Source organism: Kamptonema formosum PCC 10802 (assembly GCF_000332335.1).
Taxonomy (GTDB): domain Bacteria; phylum Cyanobacteriota; class Cyanobacteriia; order Cyanobacteriales; family Oscillatoriaceae; genus Oscillatoria.
The window spans coordinates 95934-111777 of the sequence record NZ_KB235952.1; the positions used below are offsets into that span (position 1 = coordinate 95934).

Sequence of the window (15844 nt, forward strand, 5' to 3'; positions counted from 1 at the left end):
TGGCGGTTCAAATTATTCCCCTCCCTACATCATCCCCCGCAACACCTGGCGAATCAAATGCGCCGGCACCCGGTCCGTCACCGTCGCCGCACCAATATGAGCCGGCAGCACAAACCGCACCTTCCCCCCCTTCACCTTCTTATCGGTTTGCAAACTCTCCACAATCTCGTCAACATCCAGCCCCGCCGGCAGCAACACCTGCAGTCCCGCCTTTTTAATCAGCAAAAGCTGCCGGCGGTCGCACTCAAAGTCCCACATTTCCAGCGCCACCGCCAGCTGGCCCGCCGCCACCATGCCAATCGCCACCGCCTCGCCATGAATCACCGACTTGTAGCCGGTTAAACTCTCCACCGCATGACCGATCGTGTGACCGTAGTTGAGAATCGCCCTCAGGTCGGATTCTTTTTCATCTTGCATTACCACATCAGCCTTACTTTGGCAAGACCAGCCGATCATTTCTTGCAGAGTGCCGGCATCTATATACCGCAACTCGTCAAGGCGCTTGCTCTGCTCCAGCAGCTCAAACAGCGGCTCATTCCAAATCACCCCATACTTGATCACCTCCGCCATGCCGGCTTTGAACTCCCGTGCCGGCAGCGTTTGCAGCACCTGCGGGTCAACGATCACCAAGCTCGGCTGGTAAAACGCGCCGATTAAATTCTTGCCCTTGGGGTGGTTGACGCCGGTTTTGCCGCCAATCGAAGCGTCCACCATTGCCAGCAGAGTGGTGGGCACCTGCACGAAGTTAATCCCGCGCAGCCAAGTGGCAGCGGCAAAGCCGGTCATGTCCCCAATCACGCCGCCGCCGAGAGCCACCATCGTTGAGGAGCGTTCCAGGCGGCTTTCCAGAGCGGCGCTGTAGATTTTTTGGACAGATTCCAGAGTTTTGTACTGCTCGCCATCCGGGAGGATGCAGCGCTCGACAGCAAACCCAGCGGACTCCAGGGAAGCAACAGCCCCCTGTCCGTAATGCCCGAACACCACCGGGTTAGAAACCACCAAAACCTTCTTCCCCAGATTCAGCGGCTGCATCTGCGCGCCCAGGGCATTGAGCCCGCCGGTGGCGATCGCAATGTCATAAGACTGCTGCGGTAGATTAACGCGGATGACAGAAGTCATGGCCAACACCCAATCAACAAGAGGTTGCGGGCTGTATTGTACCGCACCCCATGTTTCAATAATTGTAATCGGTTTTTATGGAGAAATGTAAATGAGCGCATCTGGAATCGTCACTTATGCTGTCCTTCTCGGTGGAGCCTTTGTCCTCGCGGCGGGGCTGATGTTTGGCTTTCGCGCCATCAAGCTGATCTAAGCAGCTGCGGTGCTCCGCCGGCTCGCTTCGCCCACAGGGGGACGAATCGAGCGCGCGGAACCCACCCGGCACCTCCTTCCCGGGCTTTCGCCCGGGAGCGAGGAACCGCCCTAACTGGCCAGCCCCACCGGCACCTGCCTGCCAGCCTCTTGCGCCTGAAACTCAGCCAGTTGCGCCTCAATCTCGTTGCGGACAATCTGGCGGTACTCCAGAAAATGCTCATTGTGGGCGCAAACCGTGAGATAGTGCTCCCAAACCCCCGGATTGCGCTTAATCATGCTGAACAGGTGGTGCCAGAACTTCCAGCGAGTCTTGCGCTTCACCCCCTGACGCCAGCAGACAATCAGCAGCGCACGCAAATCCACCCAGCTCGGCCACTTAAACGGCGGGTGGCATGCCGGTGCGCCCAGCATCAAAAAACACCGGTAAGTCCGGTCAAGAAACTGCTCAGCATCGTACAGCTGCCAGAACGCTCCCACATATTCCCGGGCAATCTCTTCCAGCGGTCGAGTCGGGATAAAATTCATCAGCGTCGTCTGGTTGATCGTGCCATCCTTATCCCGCAGTCGCCCCTCTTTTTCCAGCCGGTGCCAGAGACCCGTGTGGGGCAGGGCTTGCAACATGGCAAAAGTTGTGGTAGGAATCCCTGCCGATTCTACGAACCGGACAATCCGCTCACCGGCCCCTTTCTTCTCCCCATCAAATCCAATAATAAACCCAGCCATTGGCCGCAGCCCCGCCCGCGTGATAGTTTCCACCGACTCAATCAGCGAATTGCGGGTATTTTGGAACTTCTTAGTCAGCTGCAAGCTCTCTTCATCCGGCGTTTCAATCCCCAAAAACACCGCATCAAAAAAGCACTCCACCATCAGCTGCATCAGTTCTGGATCTTGCGCCAGGTCCACAGACGCTTCCGTATTAAACCGGAAAGGATACTGGTGTTCTGCTTGCCAGACTTTCAACTCTTTCAGGAATAGCTTGACATTGCGCTTATTGCCAATAAAATTATCATCCACCATGAACACGCCGCGCCGCCACCCCAATTCGTAGAGGTAATCCAGCTCAGCCAGCAGCTGCTGCGGCGTCTTCGTGCGCGGTTTGCGACCGTACAGGGTAATAATATCGCAGAATTCGCACTGGAAGGGGCAGCCGCGAGAGAACTGTACCGACATCGAATCGTAGGCGTCAAACTCCAGCAAATCGAAGCGGGGGATGGGGGTGCCGGTGACATCCGGTTTCTCGCCGCCGGCGCGGAAAACGCCCCCGGTTTCGCCCCGCTCAACCGCCCCCACAAACATGGGTAGAGTAATTTCCCCCTCATCCAGAATCAGATAGTCCGCACCGGCTCCTTTGACTTCCTCCGGCAGAGAAGTTGGGTAAGGCCCGCCGGCAGCGGCACGCTTGCCGCGCTGCTTCGCTTCCCGGATTTGGGCGAGCAAGTCCGCTTTCTGGACAATCATAGCAGAGAAGATGACAATCTCCGCCCACTGCCACTCCTCCTCCGTCACCGGTCGGATATTGCGATCTACAAGCTTGAACTCCCACTCCTGCGGCAAGATAGCCGCCACCGTCACCAGACCCAAGGGTGGCAGCAAAACCTTGCGATTCACGAGTTCCAGGATTTTTTCGTAAGACCAAAACGTTTTGGGAAACAGGGGATAAACGAGTAAAACTCGCATGAATGAGTTCCTCACACTGCTGCTAGCTGGGCTTAAATAATTTAAGCTTAGCGCGTCCAAGCTGTGCGCGCTCGTGCGGCGTCACCCGGGTGGAGAGGGGGGAGTCTGACGTCTGATTGATTTACTTTCATAATGAACCGCCAAGACGCCAAGAACGCCAAGAAGAAGGTAGAGAGAGGTAGTCTCTGAGGAAAATTAATAGTGGCAATTTACCTGAGTTGGCCAAGGTGGGGTGCGCCGCGTCAGCACCCCACTGGCATCAAAATCCGGGGCGCTTGCCTACCGGCGACCGCCATAGGCAGCCACCGGCTCTTTAATGAATCGGATGTACAGATGCTTGAAGGTAGATCGAATCACCCGAGGCATGCCGAAGTCAATAGGCATGAGTTTGTCGGGCAGTTTCCAATCGAGCACTTTCAGTTCCTCCGGTGGCAGGTGGGGGAATTCAATCGCCTCCAGATTTGAGCAAAGCCCCAATCTCTCAGACGCCGCCACTGTGGGCACTGTCTGGGGAGGGAGATTGAGAATTTCCACCACCGCCCGATCCAGGGCGAAGACATCGGGGGAAGCGCCCAACATGCCCAAAAAGCGCGGTTCGCCGCCGCTGGGGCCATTGCCTTCGTGGCCAATGATGCCGTCCACAATCGTCAGGTCTGGGTCAACCGCCCGCGCCGTTTCCACCAGCATTTGGCCAAATCGGGCGCTGTCCTTACCGGCTTCCATGTGCCACCAGGCTTTCATTTTGCCGGGAACGCAGCCAAAAAGGTTTTTCACCCCCACCGTCAGAGTTAGCTGGGCGTGGGACTTCACCTTGGGCAGGTTAATCACGGCGTCTGCTTCCATTGCTTCTTTGGACAGCAGCAGGTGGTTGAATTCCTCGCTGACTGTCTCGTAGCGCTTCCCGTGGAATTCCACCACCGGCAGGTCGAGTTCTTCGATCAGGGGCAGGTAGCCATTGGCCACAGCCACGCCCCGGGCGCTGCCAAAAGCGGGCCCGTCCCCCATAAACGGCTTGCCACCGGCTTCCCGCACCATTTTGGCGGCGCAGCACACCAGTTCTGGGCGGGTGACGCACTCCTTAGTGGGGCGCGCGCCGGTGAGCAAATTGGGCTTGAGCAGGACGCGATCCCCTGGCTTGACAATTGCTGCCATCCCCCCGAGGGGTTCCAGCAGCTTCTCCAGAGACGCCTGCAAAAGCTTTAGGTCGTAAGAGTCCGCGCGAATTAAACTTACAGCAGGCATGATTTTCGATTGTGGGTCGTGAGGAAAGGGAGCATCAAGGGTTGTGCGAACAAGCCCATCTCAATGCGATAATGATTTCAGCAGGGGGCAGGGGGAGAATATTTTTGGCCAGCGAATCAAAGGAAACGGGATTGAAATGCACCTGGGGAGCATCCCATTTTTGTAATCCCCCTCACCCCCAACCCCGCTCCCACTTTGGGGAGAGGGGAGAATTCTTTATTTCCCCCCCTCTCCCGCCCTGGGAGAGAGGAGTAAGGGGGGTGAGGGTGACAGTCTTTGCTTGCTTCGGGATGCTCCCGAAGCACCTGCGCCCCTTTCCGGGCACTTGCCGGCAGCGAGGGAACTCTTTCCACTCTAAAATTGAAATCTAAATTTGTCACCGGGCTGCCCCGCGCTGCAGGGCGGAGATCCTCTGGGCGTCTGGGAAGAAGCCGTCTCCTTTGATTTCCGGGAAGGCGGGCTTCACTTCCACTTTCACCACTTTGTCAATGCAGACCGCAACGCTTTGATCCAGCAGGTGCATCGTCAGCCAGCCGGAGTCTGACGCTAATTGCAACTGCCGGTAAAAATCTTGTGCTGTCGCTCGGATAGTGAAGGTTTCGGACTGACCGCTGACGTAGTGAAAGGTCACCTGTGTGACGGTGTCTTGAATAGGCATGGCTAAAAAAGCTCCGCTAAAGTTTATATGGCAGCTCGCCCGATTCTAGCGATTTTCAGTTGAGTGCCGCAGGTTCCAGAAACCCGGTTCCTTTAAGAAACCGGGTTTCTCAGTCCCTCACTAATATGAGAGACGCTAGATCTCAGTGGCAAGTCCTGTGTGGAGAAATCCTTCTCCTTCAAGAAACTCGACGGGAGGGGTCAAGTCAACTGTGAGGACGCTGTCCCGATTGATAAAGATGGTCCGCTCTGCTGTTTTGATCACCCACCAGTCTTCTTTGAGAAAGCGCCGTATTTCCTGACGCATGTCCTGAACGGTTGTGTTTGGGTCGATCGCCGGTTGAATGTTGAAAGATTTTCTCTCCCCGCTGACAAAGTGAAATGTCAGCTGCAAGGAAGGCGGGATAACACTGTCTTGGGCGTGCATGAAAAAGCTCCCTTTCTGTGCCTGACCTGATTGTAAAAAAACCGCAAAGGCGCTGCGCCAAGGATGGCCTGAACAAGGGGCCGGTCGTGGCTTTCCCTGGCGATTGGCGCGCCCTCTGCGGTTCGTAAAATCATTAACTGCACTGATACATTTACGCGACGTTATCTGGGACAATCCCTGACAACGCAAGGATGGCACTATCCCCGATAAAAGTGATAGAGGCGGTATCCCGCAAAGCTTTCAGGAAAATCCCGTCCGCGCTATTTCAGGAACGTTTTAAGACGGTGTTTTGGCACCCCCTCACCTTGAGCGTCTTCAAGTCAGCGCCGTTTTTGTTGCTTTAAGCTCAAGAACCCGTTTCACCTGGCAACCGTGTCGGAAGTCTCAAAGGCGGGTCGAGAATTAAGCGCGACATCAAACGGTTGGCATGATTGGCTAACGCTATTTTGGTCCTGATTTATTGCATTATACCGCGTTCCGCTGCTTTGCGTCAAGAATCCAGGATTAAATCCTGCTTCCGTCAGGCTCAGCCTTGCTCGCCGGCGGGCGAGGGCATGGCGCTCATACTCTCTAAATCTAGCACTTTGGCTAGTTCTTCTTCACTGATCAGCCCCCGATCGAGGACTATTTCCCGCAGGGATTTGCCGGTGGCTAGGGAGTCTTTGGCGACGGCGGCGGCGTTGAGATAGCCGATGTGGGGGTTGAGGGCGGTGACGAGGGCTAGGCTTCCCTCGGCGTAAGCCCGGCAGCGATCGCGATTGGGGCTAATCCCGTGCAGGCAAAAGCGAGTCAGCGCCGCTAGGGTGTTGCCGAGAATTTCGATGCTGTGGATTAGGTTGTAGGCAATCAGGGGCATCATGACGTTGAGCTCCAGCTGGCCGGCCTGTGCGGCGAGGGCGATGGCGGCGTCGTAGCCCATGACCTGAAAGCACACCATTGATGTCATTTCTGCCATCACGGGGTTGTACTTTCCTGGCATAATCGAGGACCCGGGCTGCACCGGCGGCAGCTGGATCTCTTTGAGGCCGGTTTTTGGCCCGGAATCCATCAGCCGCAGGTCGTGGGACATCTTAATGCAGTCTTGGGCTAGGTTGCGCAAGGCACCGGAGACGCCGACAAAGGGGGCCATGCTCTGCATGGCGGCCATCAGGTGGGGTGCCGGCTTCAGGCTCAGGCCGGTGATCTCGCTGAGGATTTCGGCGGCGCGGTGCCGGTATTTCGGGTGGGTGTTCAGGCCGGTGCCGGCGGCGCTTCCGCCCAATCCCAGTTTGGTTAAATCTTCAGACGCCCTTTCTATGCGCGTTTGGTGCTCGCTGAGGATTTGCGCCCAGGCGCGGAAGGTCTCTCCCAGGCGCACCGGCACGGCGTCTTGCATGTGGGTCCTGCCGGATTTGACGATATCTTGGAACTCGCCGGCTTTGCTGTGGAGGGCGGCGGTGGCTTCTGAGAGGGCTGGGTGCAGTGTCTTGTGCAAAGCCAGCAGCCCCCCGATGCGAATGGCGGTGGGAATTACGTCATTGGTGGACTGGCCATAGTTAACGTGATCGTTGGGGCTGACGCGCTTGTAATTGCCTTTCTCTTCGCCGAGAATTTCTAGGGCGCGATTGGCGAGGACTTCGTTGACGTTCATGTGGTGGGAGGTGCCGGCACCGGCTTGGTAAATGTCCACCAGGAACTGGTCGCGAAACTGGCCGGCGAGGACTTCATCCGCTGCCCGGACAATTGCTTGACAGATATCGTCTGGTATGCATCCGAGTTCCCCGTTGGTAAGGGCGGTGGCTTTTTTGATCAGCACGCAGGCTTCTGTGTAGGTTGGCAGGGGCTTGATGCCGCTGATCGGGAAGTTTTCCAGCGCCCTCAGGGTTTGGATGCCGTAGTAGGCACCGGCGGGAAGTTGCCGGTCTCCCATTGAGTCGCGTTCTGTGCGGAAGTCGGTGTGGGGTTGTTCGGTCATGCGTTTAGAATGCGAGAATTTTGCACTGGACGTTATGGTCGGGACACTCTTCGGGTAGAATAAAACCCGTGAGCGTCCTGAGTTTCTGGTTTTTGGCAGTCCGCAGGGTATCGAACAGGAATCACCCGGATCTCCTGCAGGTCGGATGAAATCTACCTTAAGAAAGATGCCAGATTTTTGCTAGCCATGCAGCGCGTGGCTGTTGAATCGTGCTATTGTTTTGGGCATCTTAGATGAAATCATCCTACGGTTAGATGCCAGATTCTATGAGTGACGCTACGCATTTGCAAGTTGACTTTTTCTTCCAGAAGGGATTGCAGCTTAATCGGGCTGAGCAATATGAGCGAGCAATTGCTAGCTACGACCGAGCTTTGGAACTTCAACCAGATTATCCCGACGTGTGGTACAGTCGGGGCAATGCGCTGTATCACTTGCGGCGTTACTCTGAGGCAGTCGCCAGCTATGACAGAGCCCTGGAGTGGAGGCCGGGATTCCATGAGGCGTGGAACAACCGGGGGAATGCGCTTGATGACTTGCGCCGCTTTGAAGAGGCAATCGCCAGCTACGATCGGGCAATTCACTATAAGGCGGACTATTTCTGGGCTTGGAACAATCGCGGCATTGCCCTGAAAAACTTGGGGCGCTTTGAGGAGGCAATTGCCAGCTACGACAGGGCAATTGAGTTCAAACCGGACTATTACTGGGCTTGGTATCACCGTGGGATCGCGCTGAGACACCTGGGCCGGCTGGAGCAAACGGTCGCTAGCTACGATAAAGCTGTGGAGATCAAGCCCAACTTCCACGAGGCGTGGCACAATCGGGGGAATGCCCTCTACGATCTGGGCCGGTACGAACAAGCCATTTTCAACTACGAGAAAGCCCTGCACTATAACTCCAACTACCACTGGGCTTGGTATAACCGGGGGATGGCGCTGCTGAATTTAGGCCAGTACGCCAAAGCCGCCGCTAGCTTGGACAGAGCCTTGGCCCTTCAGCCTGACAGTCCCGATGCCTGGTACTTTCGGGGTCAGGCGCTGGACAAGTTAGGCTGCCACTATGGGGCGATCTCCAGCTTTGACAAAGCTTTGGAATTTGACCCCGACCGGCACAAGGCTTGGTACAGCAAGGCTTGCTGCTATGCCGGCACCGGCAATGTCGATTTGGCCATCGAGAACCTGCAACAAGCCATTAATCTGTCTCCCGAGCAATACCGGCAGATGGCAAAAACTGACTCGGATTTTGACGAGATCCGTCAAGATGAGCGATTTCAAGCGCTGATTCAAGAGGAAGTTAAGAGCCAAGACTGAAGCGTGAAAAAATAGGCGCTTCCTTCTGTGGCGAGTGACAGGAGTTGCAGCTGGCAGCAGGCTCGCCACTCGCCCGTTAATTTGTCTTGAATATTTAATGGTTGAGATAGGTTTTAATCGGAAAAGCTAAACTGAATTTAGTTTCAGGCTTGGGGGAGAGCTTTAATAAATAAAGCAATTCAACGGATTTCAAAGGCGGGTCAGCCCTCTTTGGCGCGTCTGGTGGGGAGCCCTCCAGATATAGCGGCTCTCAGTTGGATGTACTGCGGATCAGAAACCCGGTTTCTTAAAGAAACCGGGTTTCTCAGTACCTGATTGCCGGAAGCCCGGGCTAAAATGGGAGAGGAGTGCGATTACATCTACAGCCATGACAGATCCGGGAACTGCTGAATTCTGTTTCCAGCAAGGATTGCGGTGTTTGGAGTCCAGAGACTTTGAAGCGGCGCTCGCTCATTTCGAGGGAGCGATAAAGCTAAAAGCTCACTTTGGAGATGCCTGGGCGTGCCGGGGGCTGGCGCTGGGGCACTTGAAGCGCTACGAGGCATGCGTAGAGAGTTTTGAGCGCGCGACAGAGTTCAGTCCGAATGACGAACGCATCTGGCTGAACCGGGGTATCGCCCTGCTGGAGTGGGGCTACGCTGAAAAAGCAATGGCTAGCTTTGACAGAGTTTTACAAATTAAACCAGACAGCTGGGAGGCGCTCAGCAGCAAAGGCAACTGTCTGGGAACTTTGGGGCGCAATGGAGAGGCGATATCCTGCTACGACAGAGCTTTAAAAATTAACCCAGAAGATTATAAATCCTGGAGCAACCGGGGGAATTCCCTGTTGAATTTGGGCAAGCACAAGCGGGCAATTTACAGCTATGACCGGGCGCTGGAAATTGAGCGAAATGACCCAGAAGTGTGGTATAATAGAGGGTGCGCTTTGATGGTCTGGGGGCAGTCGGAAGAAGCGCTCGCCAGCTATGAGAGGGCGATAGAGATTAAGCCAGATCGGGTGGCGTATTGGATTAACCTGGGGACGGTGCTGTCCGACATGGGGAAGGATAAAGAGGCGCTGGCTAGCTATGACAGAGCCCTAGAAATCGATCCGGAAGAAACTCACGCTTGGAATAACAAGGGGCTGGTGCTGCGGCGCTCCGGTCGCGTTAAGGAGGCGATTCCCTGCTATGACAGGGCTGTGGAGTGCGACCCGAATAATTATGAAGCGTGGGACAATCGGGGCTACGCGCTTGTGAAGTTGAAGCGCTATCGAGAAGCGATGGAGAATTTCGACAGGGCGCTGGCGGTTAACCCCAATCATGTGAATGCAATTTATAATAAGGGGTACTGCTATGCTATGCAGGGGAAGGTGCCTCTGGCGGTGAACCATTTGCAGGAGGCGATTCAGAAGAATCCCGCTAAATATCTGCCGGCAGCCAAAACCGATCCGGATTTGGATTGCCTGCGCAAAAATAAGCGGTTTCAGGCGTTGATGGGGGCAGGCAAGCAATAGCAAAGTTGCCGGCACTCAGGATGGGAGCGCTTGCTACTGAGAAACCCGGTTTGTTTAAGAAACCGGGTTTCTGGGCAAACACGTTCATCCACCGGAGAAGCGCTATATCTCCGTAGCGAAACACCGGCTCTCACTGTGCTGACCAATTTAGCTAGTGCTAGATCGCGTCTGTGCCAGAGAGCTTGCGCCCTAATAGGGGCGTGTGGCGGAGAGTGGGGCTCTTCGACGCTCTCGCGCACTCCTGAGTGTGGGAAGGCGAGAGAGCTTGCGCCGGCACGGGGGTCCTGTCTCGCACCTTGTATGCGGGAACTTGAACTCCCGAAAGGGCTTGGGCGCAGCTGGGAAACGCCGGCGCAAGGCCAGCACTGCCGGCGGAAAAAGATAATTATTTTTTTACAATCGCCCTTTCAAGGCGTGGCGGAGACATTCCTTAAAAATCAATGAAGGATTGAGAGAGTGGGAGCTTTTGATGACCTTCGGCGAGACAATCAATTTCAGAATTGAATTGAGGGCGTATTAATGGGGGTATCGTTATGGAAGAGAGAATGTTGGAGAGCCGGCCAGAAAGCTATAGCGATTTGTACCGGCAGGGGAATGAGTTGCGGGCTAGAGGTCGCTACGAAGAAGCGGTGGCCTGCTACGAGCGGGCGCTGGAACTGCAACCGGAGGACTACTGGAGCTGGTATCATCTCGGGATCGCTTTGGATGAGTTAGGCCGGCACTCGCAAGCCATTGCCAGCTTCGACCAAGCGCTGCAAAGGCGACCGAATGACTACTGGGCGTGGTACGAGCGGGGCCAGGCGCACAGGCATGCCGGTAGCTACTCTGAGGCTGTAGCTAGCTACAATAAAGCTTTGGAAGTAAGGCCAAACGACTACTGGGCCTGGTATCAGCGGGGGTGCGTGGCGCTCGATGACCTGCGCCAGCCACAAGAAGCCCTGTCCTGCTTCGACAGAGCCGCAGAGATCCGCCCGCAGGACTACTGGATATGGTACCGGCGCGGGGTGGCGCTACAGCAGTTGCAGCGGCACTCCGACGCCCTCGCCAGCTTGGATCGCGCCCTGGAAATCAAGCCCAGTGCCGGTAAACCCTGGTACAGCCGAGCCCAGGTGCTCGAAGATTTGGGCCGGCACTCCGAAGCCCTCGCCAGCTGCGATCGCGCCCTGGAAATTCACCCGGACTGGGCAGAAGTCTGGAACCTGCGAGGCTTGGCCTTGGGGAATTTGGGCCGCTACTCCGAGGCGCTCGAAAGTTTCGAGAATGTGTTGCAGCAGTCGCCTTTGGACACAGAAGCTTTGCTCTACCGCGCCATCGCCCTCGACGATCTAGGCCGGCATGAGGAGTCCCTCGCCAGCTGGGACAAACTTGTGGCGATTGAGCCCGACAGCGCCGACGCCTGGTTCAATCGCGGCATTGCCCTCGGGCACTTGTGCCGGTACGAGGACGCTGTGGCCAGTTACGACCGGGCCCTGCACTTGCAGCCGAACTGTCCAGAAGCCTGGAACAACCGGGGCTCCGCACTCGACGAGCTGGGCCGCTACGAGGAAGCCCTGGCCAGCTACGACCAAGCCCTGGCACGCATGTCCGATTACTCCCGAGCGTGGAACAATCGGGGGATTGCCCTGTATAAGTTAGGGCGCTACTCCGACGCTGTAGCCAGCTACGACAGAGCTTTGGAGTGCCACCCTGACTACCCGGAAGATTGGACGCTGAAGCATCTGGGCATAGCGCTCCAGAAACTGGGGCGCTATTAGGGCGCTTTTCCTCTGCCGCTCAACTGCAACCGGCACGACACCGGCACAGTCGCAGAGATTGGCAGCAGAATGAGTCAGCCGGTGAGCGAAATTCAACTTAAAATCTGCGCCTCAGGACAGCTGTCTGGGCTTTAGAGGCCATTTATAGCGTGAGAAACCCGGTTTCTTACAGAAACCGGGTTTCTAAAGTCACAAGAAACCGGGTTTCTACTGGCGCGCCAGCAGCAAGATTCCCGGTTTCTGGCCCCTCGCTCTCTTAACAATTACTTTATAAACCCGCTCTTAGCCCCTGAACGCCCGGGCTTTAGCCGCGTGCGGAACCACCTGCAAAATATTGGTTGATTTCTGTTTGCCTACTTGGGGTTTCCCGCTATAATCCTATTAATCCCTCACGCACCAAGCCTGTATGCAGCAAAAAACTCGCCCCCGCAGCCCAATTCCACCGAAACTCCACACCATCCCTCGGGAGAACAGTGAGGCTGCAGAACAATTAGAGCTGTACAAAAAGGTAACAAAACGGCAGCGCATCCTGCAGGAACTGCACTCTATAGAACAGCGCACCCAACTCTTGAAACAGCAACTGAGCATTATTGACAGCCAGATAGAGGAGGCGGAGCAAACGATTAAGACCTTGCGCCAAGCCAGTTTAAATCCTGTTTCCAGTCCTCCCGCAACTGCGCCGGCTCCCAGAGTTCGCGCCGCCAAAAAAAGTGCCTCCGCTCCTCGGGCTTCCTCCTCTCAAAAAAGCTCTCCCGCTCCTAAGAGTGAGGGGAACTCCAGTAAATTCGAGACGTTCTACTTTGACTTTTAATAGAGCGGTTCTCAGTTGGATGAAGTGCGCTCCAGAAACCCGGTTTCTTTAAGAAACCGGGTTTCTCAACACCTCTCAGCACCTCACTAATATGAGAAAAGCCCTTCACTCAGAGTCTTCCGCTTCTTCTTCCAGGGCTTGGATTTTCAGCAACAGTTCCTCTTCCTGAATTTCAAACTCCTCTTCGGAAATATCCCCGATATCAAACGCCAGCTGCAAAGCTAATAATTGTTTCTGCAAATTTTGCTGGTCGTCCAATTCAGCACTAGCGCGTTCTAGAAGTTGCTCTCCTATCCAGATGATTCCCCCAAGCGGTCCCGATACCGGAAAAGTTAATAGCTTCAGAAACATAGCTTTGACTCCCCTTAAGAAAGCTGAGTGAATGTGTAAGGAGCGGTAAAATTGTTGTAGCGAATGCGCAGCCGGTCGCCAAACTTTTTGTCGATCGCCTCTACTGTGTCGCTGAACGTAGATTCACTTTCCCACGGAATCAAATACGCCGCATTGTAAATCATCTCTTCCGTCATCGTATCATTTTCCGACACTTCTGCAGCCATTGGGTTCAATTGATCGCGAAAAACATCAATGACCGCTTCCTTGCGCTGTTGCAAACCGCGTTCAATCAGCTGGCCAATTTCGATGACTTCCTCCATACTCAACGCTCTCCCTGACTTGGCATCCCGCTTTTCTCTCAAGCTGGGATTTTCCTCCAGCAATGCCTGGATCTCCGACTGGCTGTTCCACAGCACCTTGACGCTCACTTCTCGGCGTCCCTCCAATTTTTGAAATAGCTCTTCCAGTTTTCCTTTATAGGGAAGAGTCAATTGCTCGATGACGGTTTCCCAGGTTTTCACGACCAGTCCAAAGCGGAGCGGGAGCAGGGTGCGGAACCCCTCACTCATCGCCAGTTCCAGCACTTTCTCGTGGCAGAGTAAATTGCGCCGGGAAGTGAGATATTTTTCCTGTTTGGCTTCCGAGTACAGAAAATTTAAACCGTCAACCGTATGGCTGCGAACGGGTTGCTTGTCCAGTCCTTCGAGCGCCACTCCTTCCGAAAGCGGTGCCGGTAAAATCCCATACAGATAAAACCCTAAACTCATAAAAATTTTCTCTCCCTGCAACAGTTAGATCGGCTTTGAGGTCACAAGCAATCGCAGCTTGGCGTGAATCAAATTCATATTCGCCAGCCCTATATCGACATCGCCATGCACCACAAGTCCGATATTTAAAAGTCTGTCTATCAGTTCCAATACAGAAGGCTTCTGGCTGGTTTCTCCAGGATAGTAAGTTCCCGGCGGCGGCAGCAGGGTGCCCAGCTCTCCGAGATCCACATTCAAATCTTCTGGGTCTATTTCAAATATCTCACACAAGCGCAGCACTTCTTCTTCCAGCTTTTTCAAACTTTCTGCCGCTCTGTCTAAGTCTGTCTCGCTGAGAACCTGCTGTTCCATTCGCCGAATGACTTGCGCTTCCATGAGCTGGCGAAGCAATTCTACCACCGTTAACAGTAAAGAAGCAAACCCGGCCCCACTGTTCAGTTTGTACGTGGTGGGAACTGTCTCAGTCTCAGGAGAGTTTTCATCGAGTGGGCCAACTAAGGGCATAAGGTCACTTTTTCACCGGCTTTTCAATGGCTGGCAATCCGCAGCTTTCACTCACGCTTCATTCAGGGGGGTTTCCACTGCTTCCGCTTCCGCTTCTGCTTCCACTTCCTCGGCTTCCGTTTCCAGTTCGATAGAGGCTTGATTTTCCGGCATCGCATAGCGCGGTTTTGGCCGGTCAGTTTGGCCAAAATCTAGCTGGCTGGTCGCCACAGCTTTCAGGGAGCGCATTTCGGCTTCTAAACTTTGCAACCGTTCGTGCAGCTGTTTATTTTCCTCGATTAAATTCTGGGTCTTGCTGCTGAGATAGGGGTCGTTCTCCCACCAGTTGATTCCCATCTCCCGCGCTTTATCCACTGAAGAAATTAGCAACCGAATCCGAATGTGCAGGAGTTCGGTGGAGGCGATAGACACAGAAATATCGCCGGCAATCACAATTCCCTTGTCCAAAACTCGTTCGAGAATATCCGCCAAAGTCGAGCCTTGGGTAGATGTGGCAATGGTTCGGCGGTCGCTGTTGGATTGCGAACTTTTCGGCACTATCGGCGTAGCAGTCACGATGGGGTCGCCTCTTTAATGGTATTTGACACGCTGAATGCTAAGGTTTAGTTTGTGCGGCACCTCGCAGGATAGGGGCGGCATAGCTCAATTGACGCGAGCCGGTGGAACCACCGGCATGTCTTTTGAAGAATTTGGCTATTTTAGCAGGGTTTGGCAACTGCCACACCTCTTCATAATATATATCAGAGCGAGTGGGTTTGTAAGTTTAGTTTTTTTAAAAAATATTAAGAAAAATTACAGCGCGCTGAGCCCAGCAATAAAAAGCAATCAAACTTCGTTTAGCTTGCCGTCCGGCCATTGCAGAGCCAGCTCAGGAATAGCTTGGGCTGCGCCGGCAGGTGCTAAGTTCTATTTTACTCTGGCAGCAGCACAGCCCGCTGGGGGCGCGGGGTTAGGGGTTAGGGGTTATCTGATATAACCTTTGGTTGAAAAATCATCTATTGCTAGGGCGGGGGAGATCCTGTAAAACGCTGACTCCCGTCCGAAAGCGGCGGGGGAACGAATTAGGGGCAATTAAACGGAGATCGGATGGCTGACCGAGCTTGTGCCGGTGTGTCTCCCATGCCTGTCACTCGGGTTCGGAGCGGGATGTATCACCCCACCGGCCCCACTTTCGTGGCTTGCAAGGGTGTTTTTTCCGGGCTGCGATCAGCCGGATAACAGCAATGGGCGCACCGGTTGGGCTAAAGCCCAACTACTTTCCTTTGGGCTGAAGCCCAACTACTTTCCTTTGGGCTGAAGCCCAACTACAAATCTTTGGGCTGAAGCCCAACTACTAACCTTTGGGCTGAAGCCCAACTACTAACCTTTGGGCTGAAGCCCAACTACGAGCTTTGGGCTGAAGCCCAACTACAAACCTTTGGGCTACGCTGAACTTACAAACGATCTCGGGTGTTGGGTGCCGGTGAGGTCGCAGAGAATTAATTCTCCCCCTTCTATATATAAGAGCTCATTCGCACAGCTGTTATCTGTTAGGCATTGAATTTGCGCTATTCATCTCTATCCCTTTCTGAGATATTCAGATAAACGCAGCGCTGCCGGCTC

General features: G+C 54.6%; 16 protein-coding genes and 1 pseudogene. 5 read left to right on the forward strand and 12 right to left on the reverse strand.

The genetic code is table 11. The features are described 5' to 3' along the window. Positions 1–24: 24 nt before the first annotated feature. Entirely contained in the window at positions 25–1119 is a 1095-nt protein-coding gene (aroB, locus tag OSC10802_RS0136515) for a 3-dehydroquinate synthase (protein ID WP_017721706.1), read from the reverse strand. 91 nt (positions 1120–1210) lie between these two features. On the opposite strand from aroB, the gene petL reads away from it, so the two are divergent. Beyond that, positions 1211–1312 carry a cytochrome b6-f complex subunit PetL gene (gene petL / locus OSC10802_RS0136520; RefSeq protein WP_017721707.1) on the forward strand — a complete coding sequence of 34 codons (102 nt, stop codon included), beginning with the start codon at positions 1211–1213 and terminating at the stop codon, positions 1310–1312. Positions 1313–1422: 110 nt separating this feature from the next. On the opposite strand, the gene OSC10802_RS0136525 is transcribed toward petL, so the two are convergent. The 6 genes and pseudogenes from OSC10802_RS0136525 to OSC10802_RS0136545 all read right to left on the reverse strand — a co-directional run bounded on the left by OSC10802_RS0136525 (position 1423) and on the right by OSC10802_RS0136545 (position 7271). Beyond that, the gene (locus OSC10802_RS0136525) at positions 1423–2991 is read right to left on the reverse strand and encodes a B12-binding domain-containing radical SAM protein (protein ID WP_017721708.1); all 1569 of its coding nucleotides are present in this window, start codon (positions 2989–2991) and stop codon (positions 1423–1425) included. Between the two features lie 279 nt (positions 2992–3270). Next, positions 3271–4233 carry an Npun_F2552 family protein gene (locus tag OSC10802_RS0136530; RefSeq protein ID WP_017721709.1) on the reverse strand — a complete coding sequence of 321 codons (963 nt, stop codon included), beginning with the start codon at positions 4231–4233 and terminating at the stop codon, positions 3271–3273. Between the two features lie 376 nt (positions 4234–4609). Continuing rightward, positions 4610–4891 carry a hypothetical protein gene (locus OSC10802_RS0136535; protein ID WP_017721710.1) on the reverse strand — a complete coding sequence of 94 codons (282 nt, stop codon included), beginning with the start codon at positions 4889–4891 and terminating at the stop codon, positions 4610–4612. 135 nt (positions 4892–5026) lie between these two features. Continuing rightward, on the reverse strand, positions 5027–5317 hold the full coding sequence (locus tag OSC10802_RS0136540) for a hypothetical protein (protein ID WP_017721711.1): 291 nt from the start codon (positions 5315–5317) through the stop codon (positions 5027–5029). A 151-nt stretch (positions 5318–5468) separates the two neighbouring features. Beyond that, a pseudogene (locus OSC10802_RS53745) lies at positions 5469–5582 on the reverse strand (RNA-guided endonuclease TnpB family protein); the annotation flags it as partial. 261 nt (positions 5583–5843) lie between these two features. Further along, a complete protein-coding gene (locus tag OSC10802_RS0136545) occupies positions 5844–7271 on the reverse strand; it encodes an aspartate ammonia-lyase (protein ID WP_017721713.1) in 1428 nt (475 codons plus the stop codon). Between the two features lie 266 nt (positions 7272–7537). Here OSC10802_RS0136545 and OSC10802_RS0136550 point away from each other — a divergent pair, with 266 nt between their 5' ends. Both OSC10802_RS0136550 and OSC10802_RS0136555 read left to right on the forward strand, forming a co-directional pair. Next, complete coding sequence (locus tag OSC10802_RS0136550; protein WP_017721714.1) at positions 7538–8578, forward strand: tetratricopeptide repeat protein; 1041 nt, start codon at positions 7538–7540, stop codon at positions 8576–8578. A gap of 367 nt (positions 8579–8945) precedes the next feature. Then, positions 8946–10073 carry a tetratricopeptide repeat protein gene (locus tag OSC10802_RS0136555; RefSeq protein WP_017721715.1) on the forward strand — a complete coding sequence of 376 codons (1128 nt, stop codon included), beginning with the start codon at positions 8946–8948 and terminating at the stop codon, positions 10071–10073. A gap of 157 nt (positions 10074–10230) precedes the next feature. Here the strand turns inward: OSC10802_RS0136555 and OSC10802_RS53750 are convergent, their stop codons facing one another. Then, positions 10231–10368 carry a hypothetical protein gene (locus OSC10802_RS53750; RefSeq protein WP_198525379.1) on the reverse strand — a complete coding sequence of 46 codons (138 nt, stop codon included), beginning with the start codon at positions 10366–10368 and terminating at the stop codon, positions 10231–10233. A 238-nt stretch (positions 10369–10606) separates the two neighbouring features. On the opposite strand from OSC10802_RS53750, the gene OSC10802_RS43525 reads away from it, so the two are divergent. Together OSC10802_RS43525 and OSC10802_RS45275 are read left to right on the forward strand one after the other, a co-directional pair. Then, positions 10607–11827, forward strand: a complete 1221-nt coding sequence (locus OSC10802_RS43525) for a tetratricopeptide repeat protein (RefSeq protein ID WP_017721717.1) — start codon at positions 10607–10609, stop codon at positions 11825–11827. A gap of 406 nt (positions 11828–12233) precedes the next feature. Beyond that, positions 12234–12638, forward strand: a complete 405-nt coding sequence (locus OSC10802_RS45275) for a prefoldin domain-containing protein (protein WP_017721718.1) — start codon at positions 12234–12236, stop codon at positions 12636–12638. A gap of 105 nt (positions 12639–12743) precedes the next feature. On the opposite strand, the gene OSC10802_RS0136570 is transcribed toward OSC10802_RS45275, so the two are convergent. Genes OSC10802_RS0136570 through OSC10802_RS0136585 form a run of 4 tightly spaced genes read right to left on the reverse strand, consistent with a single transcriptional unit; the run spans position 12744 to position 14797 of the window. Continuing rightward, positions 12744–12989: a gas vesicle protein GvpG gene (locus OSC10802_RS0136570; RefSeq protein WP_017721719.1), complete on the reverse strand. Its 246-nt coding sequence runs from the start codon at positions 12987–12989 to the stop codon at positions 12744–12746. A gap of 14 nt (positions 12990–13003) precedes the next feature. Beyond that, entirely contained in the window at positions 13004–13738 is a 735-nt protein-coding gene (gvpF, locus tag OSC10802_RS0136575; RefSeq protein WP_017721720.1) for a gas vesicle protein GvpF, read from the reverse strand. Between the two features lie 24 nt (positions 13739–13762). Continuing rightward, complete coding sequence (locus OSC10802_RS0136580; RefSeq protein WP_017721721.1) at positions 13763–14242, reverse strand: gas vesicle protein K; 480 nt, start codon at positions 14240–14242, stop codon at positions 13763–13765. Between the two features lie 51 nt (positions 14243–14293). Continuing rightward, entirely contained in the window at positions 14294–14797 is a 504-nt protein-coding gene (locus tag OSC10802_RS0136585) for a gas vesicle protein (protein WP_017721722.1), read from the reverse strand. Positions 14798–15844 lie beyond the last annotated feature (1047 nt).